The organism is Streptomyces sp. GESEQ-35 (genome assembly GCF_017948485.1).
Classification (GTDB): Bacteria; Actinomycetota; Actinomycetes; order Streptomycetales; family Streptomycetaceae; genus Streptomyces.
In genome coordinates this window covers 125,789-142,630 of sequence record NZ_JAFFSX010000012.1, presented here as the reverse complement: position 1 = coordinate 142,630, position 16,842 = coordinate 125,789, and the positions used below count along the sequence as shown (strand labels likewise).

14 protein-coding genes are annotated in these 16,842 nt (G+C 69.9%); 6 read left to right on the top strand and 8 right to left on the bottom strand.

Annotated elements, in window-relative coordinates:
* Nucleotides 1–170 precede the first annotated feature (170 nt).
* Entirely contained in the window at nucleotides 171–632 is a 462-nt protein-coding gene (locus KCH87_RS23925) for a carboxymuconolactone decarboxylase family protein (RefSeq protein ID WP_210588268.1), read from the top strand.
* Nucleotides 633–767: 135 nt separating this feature from the next.
* Nucleotides 768–1,664, top strand: a complete 897-nt coding sequence (locus tag KCH87_RS23920; protein ID WP_210588267.1) for a cellulose-binding protein — start codon at nucleotides 768–770, stop codon at nucleotides 1,662–1,664.
* A 60-nt stretch (nucleotides 1,665–1,724) separates the two neighbouring features.
* Here KCH87_RS23920 and KCH87_RS23915 read toward each other — a convergent pair whose 3' ends face one another.
* The 4 genes from KCH87_RS23915 to KCH87_RS23900 form a co-directional block, all read right to left on the bottom strand.
* Nucleotides 1,725–3,332 carry a cation acetate symporter gene (locus KCH87_RS23915; RefSeq protein ID WP_210588266.1) on the bottom strand — a complete coding sequence of 536 codons (1,608 nt, stop codon included), beginning with the start codon at nucleotides 3,330–3,332 and terminating at the stop codon, nucleotides 1,725–1,727.
* Nucleotides 3,329–3,724, bottom strand: a complete 396-nt coding sequence (locus KCH87_RS23910) for a DUF485 domain-containing protein (protein ID WP_210588265.1) — start codon at nucleotides 3,722–3,724, stop codon at nucleotides 3,329–3,331. Before KCH87_RS23910 ends, KCH87_RS23915 begins: the two co-directional genes overlap by 4 nt.
* Before the next feature lie 185 nt (nucleotides 3,725–3,909).
* Nucleotides 3,910–6,279: a hypothetical protein gene (locus KCH87_RS23905; protein WP_210588264.1), complete on the bottom strand. Its 2,370-nt coding sequence runs from the start codon at nucleotides 6,277–6,279 to the stop codon at nucleotides 3,910–3,912.
* 141 nt (nucleotides 6,280–6,420) lie between these two features.
* Nucleotides 6,421–6,564, bottom strand: coding sequence for a hypothetical protein (locus tag KCH87_RS23900; RefSeq protein WP_210588263.1), 144 nt, complete (start codon nucleotides 6,562–6,564; stop codon nucleotides 6,421–6,423).
* Nucleotides 6,565–6,691: 127 nt separating this feature from the next.
* Between KCH87_RS23900 and KCH87_RS23895 the strand changes: the two genes are divergently transcribed.
* Nucleotides 6,692–8,338, top strand: a complete 1,647-nt coding sequence (locus KCH87_RS23895) for a hypothetical protein (protein ID WP_210588262.1) — start codon at nucleotides 6,692–6,694, stop codon at nucleotides 8,336–8,338.
* Here the strand turns inward: KCH87_RS23895 and KCH87_RS23890 are convergent.
* From KCH87_RS23890 to KCH87_RS23880, 3 genes are all read right to left on the bottom strand, one after another.
* A complete protein-coding gene (locus KCH87_RS23890) occupies nucleotides 8,322–8,600 on the bottom strand; it encodes a DUF397 domain-containing protein (RefSeq protein WP_210588261.1) in 279 nt (92 codons plus the stop codon). The two genes, KCH87_RS23895 and KCH87_RS23890, sit on opposite strands and share 17 nt — an antisense overlap.
* Entirely contained in the window at nucleotides 8,572–9,411 is an 840-nt protein-coding gene (locus KCH87_RS23885; RefSeq protein ID WP_210588400.1) for a helix-turn-helix transcriptional regulator, read from the bottom strand. Before KCH87_RS23885 ends, KCH87_RS23890 begins: the two co-directional genes overlap by 29 nt.
* A 270-nt stretch (nucleotides 9,412–9,681) precedes the next feature.
* On the bottom strand, nucleotides 9,682–10,170 hold the full coding sequence (locus KCH87_RS23880; RefSeq protein WP_210588260.1) for a GNAT family N-acetyltransferase: 489 nt from the start codon (nucleotides 10,168–10,170) through the stop codon (nucleotides 9,682–9,684).
* 130 nt (nucleotides 10,171–10,300) lie between these two features.
* Between KCH87_RS23880 and KCH87_RS23875 the strand changes: the two genes are divergently transcribed.
* Nucleotides 10,301–11,485, top strand: a complete 1,185-nt coding sequence (locus KCH87_RS23875) for an alpha/beta hydrolase (RefSeq protein WP_210588259.1) — start codon at nucleotides 10,301–10,303, stop codon at nucleotides 11,483–11,485.
* On the opposite strand, the gene KCH87_RS23870 is transcribed toward KCH87_RS23875, so the two are convergent.
* Nucleotides 11,466–12,971 carry an MFS transporter gene (locus KCH87_RS23870; protein WP_210588258.1) on the bottom strand — a complete coding sequence of 502 codons (1,506 nt, stop codon included), beginning with the start codon at nucleotides 12,969–12,971 and terminating at the stop codon, nucleotides 11,466–11,468. The genes KCH87_RS23875 and KCH87_RS23870 overlap by 20 nt on opposite strands.
* Before the next feature lie 408 nt (nucleotides 12,972–13,379).
* Between KCH87_RS23870 and KCH87_RS23865 the strand changes: the two genes are divergently transcribed.
* Complete coding sequence (locus tag KCH87_RS23865; protein WP_210588257.1) at nucleotides 13,380–14,168, top strand: ABC transporter ATP-binding protein; 789 nt, start codon at nucleotides 13,380–13,382, stop codon at nucleotides 14,166–14,168.
* Entirely contained in the window at nucleotides 14,165–16,729 is a 2,565-nt protein-coding gene (locus KCH87_RS23860) for an ABC transporter permease (protein ID WP_210588256.1), read from the top strand. Before KCH87_RS23865 ends, KCH87_RS23860 begins: the two co-directional genes overlap by 4 nt.
* The last annotated feature ends 113 nt before the right edge of the window (nucleotides 16,730–16,842 follow it).

Sequence of the window (16,842 nt, the reverse complement as noted above, 5' to 3'; positions counted from 1 at the left end):
AAGACGTACGTACCCGACGAGCCGGGCCCGGTCCTGTGACCGGGCCCGGCTCGTTCGTGTACGCGGGGTCGGGCACGGGATTTTTCGCGGACCGCGTCACAGTCGGCCCCCGCGCTCCGTCAGTGAAGTGAAAGCAGCGCATCGCAGCACTGACTCAAGGAGGCAGCATCATGCAGGCACGGATGAAGAACCCGGCGTACGTCCTGCCGAACGCCCTCAAGGGCATCGGCACCCTCAACCAGGCGATCGCCCAGAGCGGTCTGCCCACGGAGCTACAGGAGATTGTCGGGATGCGCGCGAGCCAGATCAACGGCTGCGGCGCCTGTGTGCACGGGCACATGGTGAACCTGCGCAAGGCCGGCGTGAGCGACGAGCGGATCGCGGCCGTCGCCGCCTGGCGGCACGCGCCCTTCTTCAGCGACGCCGAGCGCGCCGCGCTTCAGCTGACCGAGACGGTGACCCGGCTCGCGGACCTGTCCGAGGAATCGGTGCCGGACTCGCTGTGGAACGAGGTCGCCGACCACTTCGACGAGACGGAGTTGTCGGCGCTGATCCTCACCATTTCGCTGACGAACCTGTTCAACCGCATCAACACCACCATCAGGGAGCCCGCCGGCACCACCTGGGGCTGAGCGGTGAAGGGGGCCGATGCGGGCCGACCGTGACCCTTGCGCGGAGTGTCGCGTTATGAACACTTCCATCCGATCCATCAGGATATGCGCGAAATAGGTATTTTCGTGACTGTCGGATGGAGAGGGGTCCCCAGGATGAGCAGCGCACCGGTGTCGCCACATGGCTTCGTGGCCGTACGGGGGCGCGGCTACCGTCCCGAACACGCTGACGCGTACGTCGCGGCGCTCTCCCAGGACCGGGACGCCGCCTGGGAACGCGCGGCCCGTCTCACCGTGCTCGCCAGGGAGATGGACGCGGAGGCGGCACGGCTGGGCGAGATGGTGTCGCAGCTGTGCCCGCAGACGTACGACGCGCTCGGGGCGGGGGCGCAGCGCCTGTTCCAGCTGGTGGAGGAGGAGGGCACCGCGGTACGGGAGGGCGCGCGCCACGAGGCGCAGCGCTGTGCGGAGGAGGTGCAGGCGTACGTGACCAGCCTGCACGCCGCGGCACAGGCGGACGCGGACGCCGCAATCGACGAAGCCCTGGAACACGCCCGCCAGACCCTCCTCGTCGCGCGCACCGAGGCCGACGAGCTCCGTCTCGCGGCCCGGCGCGAGGTGAGGGACAGCCGTACCGAGTCCCTCGCTCCGCTGCGTGAGGCGCGGCAGCGCACCTCCGGGGTGCTGGCCGAGCAGGCCCAGGAGCACGCCCGGCGGTGGGAGGAGTTCGAGAGCGAGGAGGCCGAACGGGTCGCCGCGCTGGACGCGCGCTCCGCCGAACGGGTTGCGCTCGCCGAGGCCGCGCTCGCCGAGGCCGAGCAGGCTTCGGAAGACGCCAAGGGCTCCCTGGAACGGTGCCAGGAAGAGGCGCGGGTGCGGGCCGACGAGGTGCTCGCCGAGGCGCGGGCGCACCAGGACCGTATCGCCCGCGAGACCGAGCGCGTGCTGCGTGAGCACGGGGAGCGCTGGGACGAGGTACGCGCCCACATCGACCGCGTACGCAACAGCCTGACCGCGTTGAACGCGCTGAAGGGGCGTGCGACGGCGGAGTGAGAAGCGGGGAGCGGGGCCGGGGTGCGCGGAGTCCGTCGTGCGCCCCGGCCCCGCCCCGGGTCACTCACCCCGCCGTACCGCTCCCGCCAGAATCCACCCCTCCACCGCCTCGTACTGCCGCCGGTGCTCCTCCGCCTTGCGCCGCCCGGAGACCACCGTCCCCAGCCATCCGAAGGCGAAGCCCGCCGGGATGGAGACCAGCCCGGTGGTGGTGAACGGGAACCAGTTGAAGTCGGCCTCGGGGAAGGCCGAGAACGGCGATCCGGAGACCAGGTTCGTGCCCGGCATCAGCAGCAGCACGGTCAGCGTGCCGCCGATGAGTGTGCAGAGCATGCCGGTGCGGGTGTAGCGGCGCCAGAAGAGGCCGTAGACGAGGGCGGGGGCGATGGCAGAGGCGGAGAGGCAGAAGGACAGGGTGATCAGGGGTTGCAGGCTGCGGTGCTGGACCAGCGTGGCGAGCAGGATCGCCGTGCCGCCGACCGCCAGCGCGGAGAGACGGGCGAGCAGCATCTCGCGGCGCGGCGACAGTTCGCTGACGCGGCTCGCGAAGACGTCGTGGGCCAGGGAGTTGGCGCAGGCGAGGATCATGCCGGCGACGGAGGCGAGCAGGGTGAGGAAGATCGCCGTGGTGACCGTCGTGAAGAGGAGGGTCTCCGCCGTGGACACGTCCGCGCCGAACACCGCCCGCGAGGCCAGCAGATACGCCGAGTTGCCCTGCGGGTCGGCCTGCACGATCGCCGCCCGCCCGATCAGCGCGGTCGCGCCGAAGCCGACGACCGTGATGACCAGCACGAACAGCACCACGGACGACACCGCCCAGGACATCGAACGCCGCACCTGACGCGCGCTGGACGCGGTGTACATGCGCATCGTGACGTGCGGCAGACACGCCCCGCCCAGCACCACCGCGAACTGCGACGTGATCATGTCCAGTTGAGGATGCGGCCCGCCGGAGAACTGGAGCCCCGACTCCAGGAACGACGACCCCACGCCGCTCTGCGCCGCCGCCGTGTCGAACAGTGCGCCCGCGTCCCAGTCGAACCGGTTCATCACCAGTACGGCGATCACGCCGCCCGAACCGAGCAGCATCACGATCTTCAGGATCTGGATGAGGGCCGTGCCCTTCATCCCGCCGATCGCCGCATAGCTGATCATCAGCGCACCCACCCCGACGATGCAGCCCGTCTTCAGCGAGTCACCCGAGAACCCCAGGATGTACGCCATCAGCTGCCCGGTCCCCGCCAGCTGCACCAGCATCAGCGGCAGCAGCGCCGCGATGGTCACCACGCACGCCGTGACGCGCACACCCCGCCCCGGCATACGACGCGCCAGCGCGTCCCCCATGGTGAACCGGCCCGCGTTGCGCAGCGGCTCGGCCAGCAGGAACATCAGCAGCATCAGCGACAGGGCGGTGCTGAGGGCCAGCACGATGCCGTCGTAGCCGTAGAGCGCGACCACCCCGACGGTGCCCAGTACGGTCGCGGCCGAGACGTAGTCCCCCGCGATGGCCAGCCCGTTGCGCATGGCGGACAGGGAGCCGTAGCCGGTGTAGAACTCGTCGAGGTCGTCCCGGTCGGGCCCGGTCATCACGCACAGCAGCAGGGTGATGGTGACCACGGCGGAGAACGCCACCAGGGACATGGAGCTGTTGCCGAGGTCCGTCGTCATCGCGCCGTCCCCTCCCGCTTCGCGTCCAGCGCTGCCTCCTTGCGGATGCGCTCGGCGAGCGGGTCGACACGGCGGCGGGCCGTGTGCTCGTACAGCCCGATCGCCAGCCAGGTGACCGGCAGTTGGAGCAGCGCGAGCAGCAGTCCCGCGGGCAGTCCGTCGGTGACGGTGCTGGTCATGAACCCCGGTGCGAAGGCCGACAGGATCAGGAACAGCGTGAAGTAGCCCAGCGCGGTGAGCGTGGCCACCCGCCGCTGCCAGCGGTAGGCGGTGCGCAGGACCCGCAGATCGCGGTGGTGCCCGAGCGGCGGCCGGTCCGGCACCCGCCGGGCGGCGGGCGGTTCGGGTGGGGGCGATGGTGCCCACGGGTAGGTGTACGGGTCGTAGGACATCCCGGTGCTCCTTGCGCGGTTCGGGTCCGCTGGGTGACGGACCGCAGGGAGGTGGGGGGCGAGCGGAGTGCGCACGCTACTCGTAGGTAGCCGGGACGGTCGAGGTTTTCAGCAAACTGAGTGGTCGGTATGCGCTTGCTACGCTGACCTGGGGTGTTACCCGCGTTAACTCAGACTTTTTACGATTACTTGAGGTGAACGAGCGCTACGGAGTCGGGTACGTCGGAGTGATCGTCGAGCCGCGCACGGAAGATCACCCGGTGATCGACCCGCCGCCGTACCGAACTCCCCGCCATGGCAGAGAAGTTGACGCCCACCCGGCCACCGGCAGGCACCCGGACCCGCCCCGCGCCGCCCTGCGGCCGCACCGACCACCCACCGCCCGCACGCCCTGTGACCGTCACATGCAAAGCCTCTGTGCCGAAGTTGTAGACGTCGACGGCCATGCGCGTACGACGGCCCAGGCGATATCCGTTCGGCGGCGGCGCGTCCCCGTTGTCCTTGCCGGGGGCCGCGTTGCGGGCGGAGTAGCGCTGGCTGAGGACGATGTGCTCGGCCCGGGAGAGGGGACGGCCGCCCGGAGGCGTCCCGCACGGTTCGGAATCGGCACGTGAGACGACGTAGACCGGATCGGGCGAGGCGGTCACGCTCCCGGAGATCCGGCGCCCCATGACGTCGTACGCCACACCGGGCAGTGTCAGCCGCACACCTCTCGCCTCGGCCCACGCAACGGTCACCAGCTCACCGCGCCCGCTGTCGAAGACGAACGCCTTTACGCCTCCCGTCAGTTGCCCGGCCCGCACGAACCGGGCCGCCCCCAGCAGCGACGCCAGCGCGGCGAAGGCGCTGTACGCGGGCAGCGGTGCGAACTCACGGTCGAGCAGCCCGAAGTACACGCCGTCGTCGTGCACCGGCGGCCCGGCGAACCAGAACTGTCGCGCGTTCCCGGCCGCCAGCCCCTCCACCATGGACTTCACCAGATACCGCGCCTGTACGGCCTCCTGCGCGGGGGTCAGGTCCGCACGCGCGCGTGCCTCCAGGAACGCGCCGCACTCCGTCATCCACAGAGGTACGTCCGCCCCGTGCCGCCGGGCGAGCGCGTGCTGTTCGTCCGCCGCACCCGGGAACCGCGGCTCGCCCGGCACGGTCGGGTCCGGGTAGCCGTGGAAGGCCCAGACATCGGCGTACCGGACGACGTCGTTCGCCAGCATCAGGTCCTGGAAGGGGCCCACCTGCGCGATCCCCGGCAGGACGACGAGCGGCGGTGTCTCCGAGGCGTCCCTGACGCCGAGCGCGGCCGCCTTCACGAACGCGGCGTGGGCGTCGCCGGTGCTGCGGGTGGTGTCGACGTCGGGTTCGTTCGAGAGCTGGAGCGCCTCCGGGCCGGCCTGGGCGAGGCGGCGGGCGTAGCGGTACGCGTGCCGCAAGTCGGCGGGCAGCGGTAGCGAGGCGTCGGTCATCGCCCACTCGGGGGCGGGGGAGAGGACGTCGAGGACGGCGAGGTCGTGGGCGCGCAGGGTGCGGATCGCACGGTCGTGGCGTGCGGTGTCGTACGCGCCGGGGACGGGCTCGACGGTCGGCCAGGACTGTCCGTCGCGCACCCAGCCCGCGCCCATGTCCCTTACGGCGGCGGCGAATTCGGCGAGCCGGGACGGCGGGACGAGGGAGGAGTGCCAGACGTTGACGCCGAAGCGGTTGGCGGTGCCGGTGGGCGCCGGGCGGGCGGGGAGGCGGGCGAAGGCGCCGGTCACGTCGTCGGCGTGGACGCGGTAGTGGCCGGGCGGGAGGCCCTCGGGGAGCGCGACGGTGGTGCTGGTCCGGCCTGCGGGGACGGTGGCGCGTCCGGCGGCGACGCGGTGGCCGTCGTAGTCGGTGACCGAGTAGTGGACGGTGTGCGGGCGGGTGGCGTGGCCGTCGAGGGACAGGTGCAGGTGGGCGGGTTCGCCGTCGCGGTGGCGGGGGACGGAGAGCCGGTGCAGGGCGGGGTGACGGTGCAGGAGGCGGAGGGTCAGGTGGTCGAGGGAGAGGGCGTAGGCGGTGGTCGTGTCGAGGACGGCGGGTTCATCGACACGAAGGGTCAACGTGTTCTCCCCGCGCCGGAGTTCCACCCGACCGAGGTCGAGCACGGACAGGTCGCCCCATGCGGGCTTCGACTCGTACCAGTGCGGTTGGGACCGGGCCAGGTCGGTGAAGGGGCCGTCGTTGACGGCGAGTCGGAGATACGAGCCGACGGCCTCGGTGTGCGGGGTCTCGACGGGGGCGGTGGCGATGGCGGTGAGGGTGTGGATGCCGGGGTGCGGGGCGTGCACCGCGTACGTGGCGTACCAGCCGTGCGCCGACGGCTTCTTGGCTGTCCGCAGCGCCAGCAGACGGCCCCCGGAGGCCCGGCGGTCCCGGACGACCGGGATGTTCGTCCGTAACGGGGCCTCGCCGGGCACGGAGATGACGACGGGCGCCGCGCCTGCCTCCTCCGCGCCCGCCCCGCCGCTCCCGACCGCGACAGCCGCCGCTGCTCCCACGCCCGCCGTCATCGCCGTACGCCTGCTGATTCCCATGCCTCCAGCAGACGACGAACGGGCGTGACGGGCATCGTGCGTGGGGAGGGCCGACCCCGGAAGGGGGGTGGGGAGGGAGCCCTAGGGGGCAGCGGTCGGGACAGGGTGTCCCGGGTGCCGTCGCGGACAGTGACATGCCTCTCAGAAGATGTCGTAGAGCCACGACAGGAGCCAGCCGCACGCGGCGGCGCCGACGGCCGTGGCGGCGCCGGTGATCAGGCCGTTGAGCGCGGTACGGGACAGACATAGGGGGCGACGGCGGTCGCAGCGGGGGTTCTTGCGCATGGCGCACTGCTCCTCGGGGTTCACGGATCGGCCGCATCCGATGCGGACAACTGAGAGCATGAGCCCGCCGAGAATTTGTGCGAAAGCCGCAACTACCGTTGTGGCCAGGAATTTTGAAGGACCGGGAATGACGTCGGGCTTACAGGGGCGCGAGCCCGGGCGGCGCCGGGGACGTCCGCTGAAGGAACTCGATCCCGATCTCGGCCCGGCTGTGCGGGGCTGGGCGACGTACGCGCGTGGCGTGGTGGGGGAGTTGTGGCCGTCCCGGCAGGACGCGGCCCGCGCGCTGGCCACGGAGAAGTCGGAGTTGTCGCGGATCCTGGCCGGCAAGCTGATGCCCGCGAAGGAATGGCTCACCGCACTTCACGAGGCCCGTGAACGCGTGGCCGGGGTGCCGGTGCCGGCCGGGGACAGAGCGCGCGCCTTCGGCCTGTACATGGACGCCCTGAAGGAATCGGAGGACGAGGCCGCGCTGCGGCCCGCGGGCAAGAAGCCCTACCAGCAGCGGTGGGCCCGCTACGACCTGGAGTGGCGGCTGGAAGAGGCGGGGACGCAACTGGCGGACGCCCTCACCGAGCGGGAGGAACTCGACAGCGCTGTTGCCGATCTGAACCGAGCGCTGAGGACGGCCCGGGATACTGCCACCGCCCGTGAAGCCGGTGTTCTGGAGCTGCGGCGGCAGAACGAGTGGCAGCAGCGGCAACTGACCGCGGCCTCCGCGTTCGTACGAGACCTGGAACTCCAGCTCCAGAACAGTGAGGAGCAGCGTGAGTACATGGCCGCGACCATCCTCCGCCTGGAGGCCGAGGTCAGGACGCTCCGCCGTCAGGTGAACTTCCTCACCGAGGAGGAAGAGCGCAGGCAGCGGGTGGCCGAACCCGCGATGGCGATGGCCGGAGCGAACCGGGCGGAAGGCAACGCGAGCGGGGTTCGCGACGTGCCGCGGCGTGACGGCGGGGTCCTTGTGGGGGAGTCGCGCTCTCTCGGCGGCACGGCCACTCACTGGAGGAGACCGGATCCCCCCTACTTCACCGCACTGAGGCTGGTCGGGTTCGTGCTGGCCGCAGGCGCCCTGATGGTGGGGGCGTATCTGTCCTGGGGGCCGTTCCAGGACCTTCGCGCGTACCAGCGGGCGCAGTCCTGCGGGGCGGCCGAGGCTGCGCGAACAGCGGACTGCGTCGGGCAGGAGACCGGGGAAGTCGCGCAGAAGGATTCCTACGAGGAAGGGGACAAGGAGAGCAAGCAGACCATTTACGAGCTGACGGTACGGAGAGCCTCGGGAAGCTTTGAGATGCACCAGGTCCACAGCGAGGTCTACAGCGCGGCACAGGTGGGCATCGAGGCGGACCTCAAGATCTGGCACGGTCGCGTCGTCGAGATCGCGGTTGGCGCGGAGACGTTCGAGTTGACGCCGATGGGTGCGGATCTCGCTTGGCGACTGGGCCTGCTCTGGGCGGGACTCGGTCTGCTGCTCTGGTCGCTGCTGGGCAACGGGGGGCTTGGGTACTTCGCCTGGGATCTCTTTCCCAAGGTCTTTGGATGGGCGTTTGCCGCAGTCGGCCTGTGGAAGCTCGGAACGGAGGTGATGGGCAGAGGACCCGTCGCTCTCGCACCATCGCTGGGATATGGCGTTATTGTCGCTTTCGGTGCTGGGTTCGTCCTGTTCGGCCCGGATGACTGGACAGATGGTCCGGAGCCGGCGTGGCGGGTGTGGCTGGACAGGCTTTCTCTCTGGCGTCGTCGAAGGATGAGTGTCCCTAGGGGGCCGTGGTGAGGGACGTGACGAAGGCGGTCCAGGTGGAGGCCGAGAAGACGATCGCTGGGCCGGTGGGGGTCTTGCTGTCGCGGACGGGGACGTGGGTGGGGCGGGCCACGTCGTTCACTTCGAGGCACGAGTCACTGCTGCCGCCGCTGTAGCTGGACTTGCGCCAGTCGGCAACCTCGACGCAGTCGCCGCTGCTCCCCCCGCTGTAGCTCGACTTGCGCCACGAGGTCAGGACAGAGGCGTCAGGGATGCTGTGCTCGTTGCGCTTCATTCGCGTAATCCTCCGCGACCGACCTGATCAACGCCAGGGACTGGCGGTGCGACAACGCGTCGCCCAGCGCATGATCGTAGGCCACCTGGCATTGGCGGACCACGGACGGGAGTTCCCAGACCCGGCCCGACTTCAAGCCTTCCACATAGGCGATGGGTGGGAGGTCCTCGAACCACAAAAGTGAGACGAAGCCCTCCAGCAGGGCGTGGTAGCCGACCGAGAATGGGAGCACGTGGACTCGAATGCGGTGGCTCTCGCCAAGGGTTGCGATGTGACAGAGCTGTTCGCACATCACAGCCGGGCCGCCAACGGGCCGCCGTAGAACCGCCTCGTCGAGCAGCGTCCACACCTTCGGTGAGTGGAAGTTCTCAAGGATGCGGGCACGTTCCAGGCGTGTGACGAGGAGCTCGTCACGTTCCTCGGTGCTCTTGGGCGAGGCACCCGAGCTGAGTACCTCGCGCGCGTACGCCGGAGTCTGAAGGATGCCCGGCACCAACTTGGGTGCGTACTCCCGGATTTCAGTGGCCTTGCCCTCGAACTCCAGGGCTTCTTCGAAGTGTTCCGCCACCTTGCGACCGTCCAGGATGGGCAGGAAGTTCTCGAAGAACCCATCCGCATCCAGCACCTGATCCAACCGCCGCGCATCCTCCACATCCGGCCTTCGCCGCCCCGCCTCGATATGCGCAATGTGCGTGCGCGACATCACCGCACGCTGGCTCAGCTCCTCCTGCGTCAGCCCCGCCGCCTCCCGCCTCCGCTTCAGCTCGGCCCCGTACTGCTCCCGCGAACGCGGATTGTCCTCGATCGCCACCCGTGCAACCCCCTCCGTGCGGACCCCGTTGTCACGCTCAGCCACCTTCCGAGCGTACCCACGGTGACGTCACTCTGTGCAGGCAACAACACGGATAGTGAAAGGCGTTGGCGTGGAGCAGTGGGACGAGGAGAAGGAAAACGGGCTCATCGGGGCGTCGATGACGTTGCGGGTGTCCCGGGACGGTGGGCGGACCTGGGGGCCGGAAGTGACGTACCAGCCGTCCAGGAAGGACGCGCCCATCGACCTCGCCGGCCGCTTTCCGCCCTGTCAGTGTCCGAGATGCGAGCGGCGGTAGCGGATTCCGGGGCGGGCGTCGACGGTGATGTTCTCCACGGCGGTGAAGGAGTTGCGTTCCAGGACGGTCCGGGACGCGAAGTTGTCCAGGGTGGTGATGGCGACCAGGGACGTCAGCCCGTACGTCGTACAGGCCAGGTGGCACACCTCCGCCACCGCCGCCGTGGCCATTCCCTTGCCCGCCGCCCGCTCTCCGATCCGGTAGCCCAACTCGGCGGACGCGTCGGCCACATCGACCAGGTTGACCCGCCCGACGAGGAGTCCCGCGTCGTCCAGTACGAGGTGGAAGTGGCAGACCCCGGCGTCCTGTTCGGCCAGCAGGGCCGCGTGCCGAGCGGCGAAGTCGGCGAAGTACGCGTCCCCGCGGTCCGGGATCGCGCGGGCGAAGTACTCCCGGTTCTCGCGCTCGAAGGCGAGCAGGGCGTCCGCGTGGTCCGGGCGGAGACGTTCCAGGGTCGGCATGGGGACAGGGTAAGAGGGCGCGTCAGGGGCCTGTCCGACTGGGGGAGGACCTGGGTCCGCCGTCCGGAACTCCTGACCTAGACCCTCGGGGTGACGCCCTTCCCGGGGCCCGCGACCTAGCGTCCTCCGCATGAACAGATCACGCTTATCGGCGCTGACGGCGTCCGCCTTGCTCGTGCTCGGACCGGCCCTGACACTGCCGGTCGTGGGCGCGGGTTCCGCGGCCGCCGCACCCGTGTCGTCCGCCGAGTCCGCCGAGTCCGTCGAGTCCGTCACCCCGTCCGCCCAACTGCCCCGCCCCACCGGACCGCATGCCGTCGGCCGCAGCACGCTGCACCTCGTCGACGCCGACCGCCCGGATCCGTGGGTGCCGTCCGCCGGACCGCGTCAGCTGATGGTGTCCATGTACTACCCCGCGCGGCCCGGGACGGGCGGACCGACGGCTCCCTACATGACCGCCGAAGAGGCCCGTCACCTGCTGGAGTTGAGGGCTCCGGACTCCACCGTCCCGCCCGAGGTGATCAGCGGCGTCCGTACCTGGGCGCACACTGACGCGCGGCCGGTGCACGGCAGGTTCCCGCTCGTCGTGCTCTCGCCCGGATTCACGTTCCCGCGCTCGACCCTCACGGGTCTCGCCGAGGACATCGCCAGTCGCGGATACGTCGTCGCCCTGGTCGATCACCCGTACGAGAACGCAGGTACGACCCTCCCGGACGGGCAGACCCTGCCCTGCGCCATCTGTGATGAGTTCTCCTCGATCGGCGGCGCGACCGTCGCCGGGAGCCGGGCCAAGGACGTCTCCTTCGTGCTCGACCGGCTGACCGGCCGCCACCCGGCGTGGCGGTACGCGCGCGTGATCGACGCGCAGCGCATCGGCATGGCCGGGCACTCCATCGGCGGCAACGCCGCCGCCGCGACGATGGCCGCCGACCCGCGCGTGCGGGCCGGCGCGAACATGGACGGCACCTTCTTCGCTCCGGTCCCCGCCACCGGCCTCGACGGCCGTCCCTTCCTGATGTTCGGGGCCAAGGGCAGGGCCCTCGACGGGACTTGGGACCAGGCCTGGGCCGACCTCGACGGCTGGAAGCGCTGGCTGACCGTCGCCGGAGCCGACCACGGCTCCTTCACCGACGTACCGTTCCTCGCGCGGCTGGCCGGCATCCCGGATGCCGAACCGCTGCCCTACGAGCGCTCGCTGGCCCTCACGCGCGCGTACGTCACGGCCTTCTTCGACCTGCACCTCAAGGGGATCCCGCAGCCCCTGCTCGACGGCCCGTCACCGGCCAACCCCGAGGTCACCGTCCGTCTTCCGTAAGGACCGGGAAGCGCCTCGGCGCCAGCAGCAACAGCACCAGGAAGGCCAGCGCCGCCGCGCAGGACGCCCCCAGGTACACGGCGTGCACCGCGTCGGCGATGGCCCGCCGGGTGGCTTCCGGCGCCGTGGCCGAGTCGAGTGCCCGCGTGACCGAGTCCAGGTCGCTCGCGCCGCCGAGCCGGGAGGCCAGCACGCCGTTCGCGACGGCTCCGAAGAGGGCCGCGCCCATCGTCTGGCCCGTCTGCCGGCAGAACAGCACCGACGCCGTCGTCGTACCCCGCTCCGACCAGCCCACCGTCGACTGCACGCCCACGATCAGCGGGAGTTGGAAGAGACCCAGCGCTGCCCCCAACAACAGCATCAGCAACGCCGGTTGCCACGCCTGACCCGGATACGGCAGGAACGGGAACGCGAACAGGATCAGTGTCGCGGTGCCGATGCCGAGCATCGCCGTATTGCGGAAGCCGATGCGCCGATACACGTGCTGGCTCAGCGCCGCCGAGATCGGCCAGCTCAACGTCCAGACCGACAGCACGAATCCGGCGGCCACCGGGGCCAGGCCCAGCACCGACTGCGCGTACGTCGGCAGGAACACCGTCGGCGCCACCATCAGCAACCCCAGCGCGCCCAGCGCCAGGTTCACCGCCGCGATCGTACGGCGACGCCACACCCACCCCGGGATGATCGGCTCGGCCGCCCTGAGTTCCACCAGGACGACCACCACCACCAGCGCAAGTCCCGTACCGAACAGGGCGATCGACGGTGTCGACAGCCACGGCCACGCCACCCCGCCCTGCACCAGCGCCGTCAGCAGCACGCCGCCGCACGCGAACACCGCGAGCGCGCCCGCCCAGTCGACACGCGCGCGTGCGGCCCGTTCGCGTTTGGGTTCGTGCAGGTGCCGGACGATCAGCCACAGCGCCACCGCGCCGATCGGCAGATTGATCAGGAAGATCCAGCGCCAGTCCGCGTACGCCGCCAGGACCCCGCCCAACCCCGGTCCCGCGACCGCCGACACCGCCCACACCGTCGACAGCCTGGCCTGGATCTTCGGGCGTTCCTTCAGGGGATAGAGATCGGCGGCCAGTGTCTGGACCGTGCCCTGAAGCGCCCCGCCGCCCAGGCCCTGCACGACCCGGAACGCGATCAGCGCCCACATGTTCCAGGCCACCGCACACAGCAACGAGCCCAGCAGGAACACCACCGCGCCCGCGATCAGCACCGGTTTGCGGCCGAAGGTGTCGGAGAGCTTGCCGTACACGGGGAGGGTGACCGTGACGGCCAGCAGATAGCCGGAGAAGAGCCAGGAGAAGACGGAGAAGCCGCCGAGATCACCGACGATCTGCGGTACGGCCGTGGAGACGATGGTGGAGTCGAGGGCCGCCAGCGCCATCGCGAGCATCAGGGCCGCTACGACGGCTCCCCGCCTCTCGGTTCCGGTGCGCTGGTCGGTGTCGCGTATCGCAGGTGTCGTACTGCCGCCCACCGGATTCCTTCCCCCTGCATCTATCTGCCGTCGACCACTCTCCCACTTGACCCTCACGTCGCGGGAGGGTGGAGGCTCAGTGCGCCCGAGGGTGGAGTGAACCCCGAGATGCGCTCCACCGAAGGGTGGACTGCCCCTAGGGGTCTCTCCGCACTAGGGCTCGGGGAGGGTTCGTACCGGCGGAGGACGAGATGGGGAGCCGGTCGTCCTTAACCTGGCTTTACGCCGAGGGGGGCGCTGTACCGAACCCGCGGGGGTGGGGTTTTCCCCAGGAAAAGACGGGGCCGGGCACCAGCGCGCCGGACACCCTCCCGACACCAGACTCATGGGCGTACCGAATCTCACGCACGAGCGCACCACCCGCTGAACCAGCACGCTTCATACGCTGACCGACATAGGAGACATACCGTGACATCGGCTGTGACCATTCCCAGGCACGGGGGCACTGGAGGGCGTACGGCCGTTGCCGCGCGGGCGCGGCAGGTCGTCAAGGCGTACGGGTCCGGTGAGACCCGTGTCGTCGCCCTCGACCAGGTGGACGTGGACATCGCTCGCGGACAGTTCACCGCGATCATGGGCCCCTCCGGGTCCGGCAAGTCCACTCTCATGCACTGCCTCGCCGGGCTCGACACCGTGACGTCCGGGCAGATCTACCTCGACGACACCGAGATCACCGGGCTCAAGGACAAGAAGCTCACGCAGCTGCGCCGGGACCGGATCGGGTTCATCTTCCAGGCGTACAACCTGCTGCCGACGCTCAACGCCATAGAGAACATCACCCTGCCCATGGACATCGCCGGGCGGAAGCCCGACAAGGCGTGGCTGGGGCGGGTCGTCGACACCGTGGGGCTGAGTGACCGGCTCAAGCACCGGCCGACCCAGCTCTCCGGCGGACAGCAGCAACGTGTCGCCGTGGCACGGGCGTTGGCCGCCCGGCCCGAGATCATCTTCGGTGACGAGCCGACCGGAAACCTGGACTCGCGAGCCGGCGCCGAGGTGCTCGGCTTCCTGCGGCGCTCCGTCGACGAGCTCGGGCAGACCATCGTGATCGTCACCCACGACCCGGTCGCGGCCTCGTACTCCGACCGCGTGCTGTACCTCGCCGACGGTCGCATCGTCGACGAGATGTACAAGCCGACCGCCGACGCCGTCCTCGACCGGATGAAGGACTTCGACGCCCGGGGGCGTACGTCATGACCGTCCTGAAGACCTCGATGCGCAACTTCTTTGCGCACAAGGGGCGGATGGCCCTGTCGGCCGTGGCCGTGCTGCTGTCGGTGGCGTTCGTGTGCGGGACGCTCGTGTTCACCGACACCATGAACACGACGTTCGACAAGCTCTTCGCGACCACCTCGTCCGACGTGACGGTCTCCCCGAAGGAGGCCAAGACCGACGAGACCCCGCAGAACGGCGTTCCCGAGTCGCTGCCCGCCTCGCTGCTGGCGCAGGCCCGGCAGGCCGACGGCGTCAACTCGGCCGAGGGCGCGGTCAGTTCGATGAACGTGACCGTCGTCAACAGCGACAACAAGAACATGGGGTCCACGACCGGCGCCCCGACCATCGCGGGCAACTGGACGAAGAACGACCTGCGTTCGATGGAGGTCACCTCCGGACACGCCCCGCGCGGGCCGACCGAGGTGATGGTCGACGCCGACACCGCCGACAAGCACGACCTGAAGCTGGGCGACGAACTGCGCACCATCGCGCAGACCGGTGACTTCACCGCGAAGATCGTCGGCATCGCCACCTTCAAGGTGACCAACCCCGGCGCCTCCGTCGTCTACTTCGACACCGCCACCGCACAGCGCGAACTCCTCGGCTCCACCGGCCGGTTCACGCAGTTCAACGTCACCGCGGCGACGGGTGTCTCCGACGCGCAGCTCAAGCAGAACGTCACACAGGCGCTGGACGGTACGTTCAAGGTCCAGACGCAGCAGGAGGCCGCGGACGAGAACCGCGAGGGCGTCGGCGAGTTCATGGACGTCATCAAGTACGCCATGCTCGGCTTCGCCGGGATCGCCTTCCTCGTCGGCATCTTCCTGATCATCAACACCTTCTCGATGCTGGTCGCCCAGCGCACCCGCGAGATCGGCCTGATGCGGGCCATCGGTTCGTCCCGTAAGCAGGTCAACCGTTCCGTGCTGGTCGAGGCGCTGTTCCTGGGCGTCGTCGGCTCCCTCCTCGGTGTGGCCGCCGGTGTCGGTATCGCCATCGGCCTGATGAAGCTCATGTCGATGGCCGGCATGAACCTCTCCACCGACGACCTCACCGTGAAGATCAGCACCCCGATCGCCGGTGTGATCCTGGGTGTCGTCGTCACCGTCCTCGCCGCCTACCTGCCGGCCCGCCGCGCCGGCAAGGTCTCGCCGATGGCCGCGCTGCGCGACGCCGGTATGCCGGCCGATGTGAAGGCGGGCTGGATCCGGGGCGTGATCGGCGTGGTGCTCACGGGCGCAGGCGGGCTCGCCCTGTACACGGCGGCCTCCGCCGACAAGGCGAGCGAGGGCGCGCTGATGCTGGGCGCCGGGATCGTCCTCTCCCTCATCGGCTTCGTCGTGATCGGTCCGCTGCTGGCGGGAGCGGTCGTCCGGGTGATCAGCGCGGTGCTGCTGCGGGCCTTCGGTCCCGTCGGCCGCATGGCCGAGCGGAACGCGCTGCGCAACCCGCGTCGTACCGGCGCCACGGCCGCGGCCCTGATGATCGGCCTCGCACTGGTCGCCTGTCTGTCGGTCGTCGGCTCCTCGATGGTCGCCTCGGCCACCAGCGAGCTCGACAAGTCGGTCGGCGCGGACTTCATCGTCCAGGGCAACCAGCGGATCGTGCCGCAGGCCCAGAAGGCGATGGAGCAGAGCCCGGGCCTGGCCCACGTCACCTCCTACAAGGACGTCGACGCCACGCTCACCTCCCCGGACGGCAAGACCGACGACTCCGGCCTCACCGCCGCCGACCCGACGTACGCCGAGGACCTGCGCCGCCCCACCACGGCGGGCACCCTGACGGCCGCGTACGGCAAGGACGCCATGTCGGTCGGCACCGACTACGCCAAGAAGCACGGGGTCCGCGTCGGCGACACCATCACCGTCGCCTTCAAGGGCGGCGAGACGGCGAAGCTCAAGGTCGCCGCCATCACCGACGACGACACCGCCATCGACCAGGGCGCGCTCTACACCAGCATCGAGACGATGCGGAAGTACGTGCCCGCCGACAAGATCCCGCCGAACGAGATCATGTTCGCCAAGGCCAAGGACGGTCAGCAGGACCAGGCGTACGCCGCCCTGAAGAAGTCCCTGGAGCCGTACCCGCAGTACCAGGTCCGCGACCAGACCGACTACAAGCAGGAACTGAAGGACCAGGTCGGCCAGCTTCTGAACATGGTCTACGGCCTCCTCGCCCTGGCGATCATCGTGGCCGTCCTGGGCGTGGTGAACACCCTGGCCCTCTCGGTGGTGGAGCGCACGAGGGAGATCGGCCTGATGCGGGCCATCGGCCTCTCGCGCCGCCAGCTGCGCCGGATGATCCGTATGGAGTCGGTGGTGATCGCCCTGTTCGGCGCCCTGCTCGGCCTCGGGCTGGGAATGGGCTGGGGCGCGACAGCGCAGAAGCTGCTCGCCCTGGAGGGCCTGAACGTCCTGGAGATCCCCTGGGTCACCATCGGCGGCGTCTTCATCGGCTCGGCCTTCGTGGGCCTGTTCGCCGCACTGGTCCCGGCGTTCCGGGCGGGTCGCATGAACGTCCTGAACGCCATCGCGACCGAATAGCCACCGCATACGGGGGTTGCGGGGGAAGGGCCCGGTGCCGGGGAGTCTTGGGGGACTCTTCGGCGCCGGGCTCTCGTTCTGTGGCTTTTCGAGCCGACCTTTTCAGCCGACCG

Excerpts from the sequence above, each read along its gene's own strand:
- KCH87_RS23925 (WP_210588268.1), top strand. The coding sequence starts at position 171 with ATGCAGGCACGGATGAAGAACCCGGCGTACGTCCTGCCGAACGCCCTC.
- KCH87_RS23920 (WP_210588267.1), top strand. The coding sequence starts at position 768 with ATGAGCAGCGCACCGGTGTCGCCACATGGCTTCGTGGCCGTACGGGGG.
- KCH87_RS23915 (WP_210588266.1), bottom strand. The coding sequence starts at position 3,332 with ATGACGACGGACCTCGGCAACAGCTCCATGTCCCTGGTGGCGTTCTCC.
- KCH87_RS23910 (WP_210588265.1), bottom strand. The coding sequence starts at position 3,724 with ATGTCCTACGACCCGTACACCTACCCGTGGGCACCATCGCCCCCACCC.
- KCH87_RS23905 (WP_210588264.1), bottom strand. The coding sequence starts at position 6,279 with ATGGGAATCAGCAGGCGTACGGCGATGACGGCGGGCGTGGGAGCAGCG.
- KCH87_RS23900 (WP_210588263.1), bottom strand. The coding sequence starts at position 6,564 with ATGCGCAAGAACCCCCGCTGCGACCGCCGTCGCCCCCTATGTCTGTCC.
- KCH87_RS23895 (WP_210588262.1), top strand. The coding sequence starts at position 6,692 with ATGACGTCGGGCTTACAGGGGCGCGAGCCCGGGCGGCGCCGGGGACGT.
- KCH87_RS23890 (WP_210588261.1), bottom strand. The coding sequence starts at position 8,600 with ATGAAGCGCAACGAGCACAGCATCCCTGACGCCTCTGTCCTGACCTCG.
- KCH87_RS23880 (WP_210588260.1), bottom strand. The coding sequence starts at position 10,170 with ATGCCGACCCTGGAACGTCTCCGCCCGGACCACGCGGACGCCCTGCTC.
- KCH87_RS23875 (WP_210588259.1), top strand. The coding sequence starts at position 10,301 with ATGAACAGATCACGCTTATCGGCGCTGACGGCGTCCGCCTTGCTCGTG.
- KCH87_RS23860 (WP_210588256.1), top strand. The coding sequence starts at position 14,165 with ATGACCGTCCTGAAGACCTCGATGCGCAACTTCTTTGCGCACAAGGGG.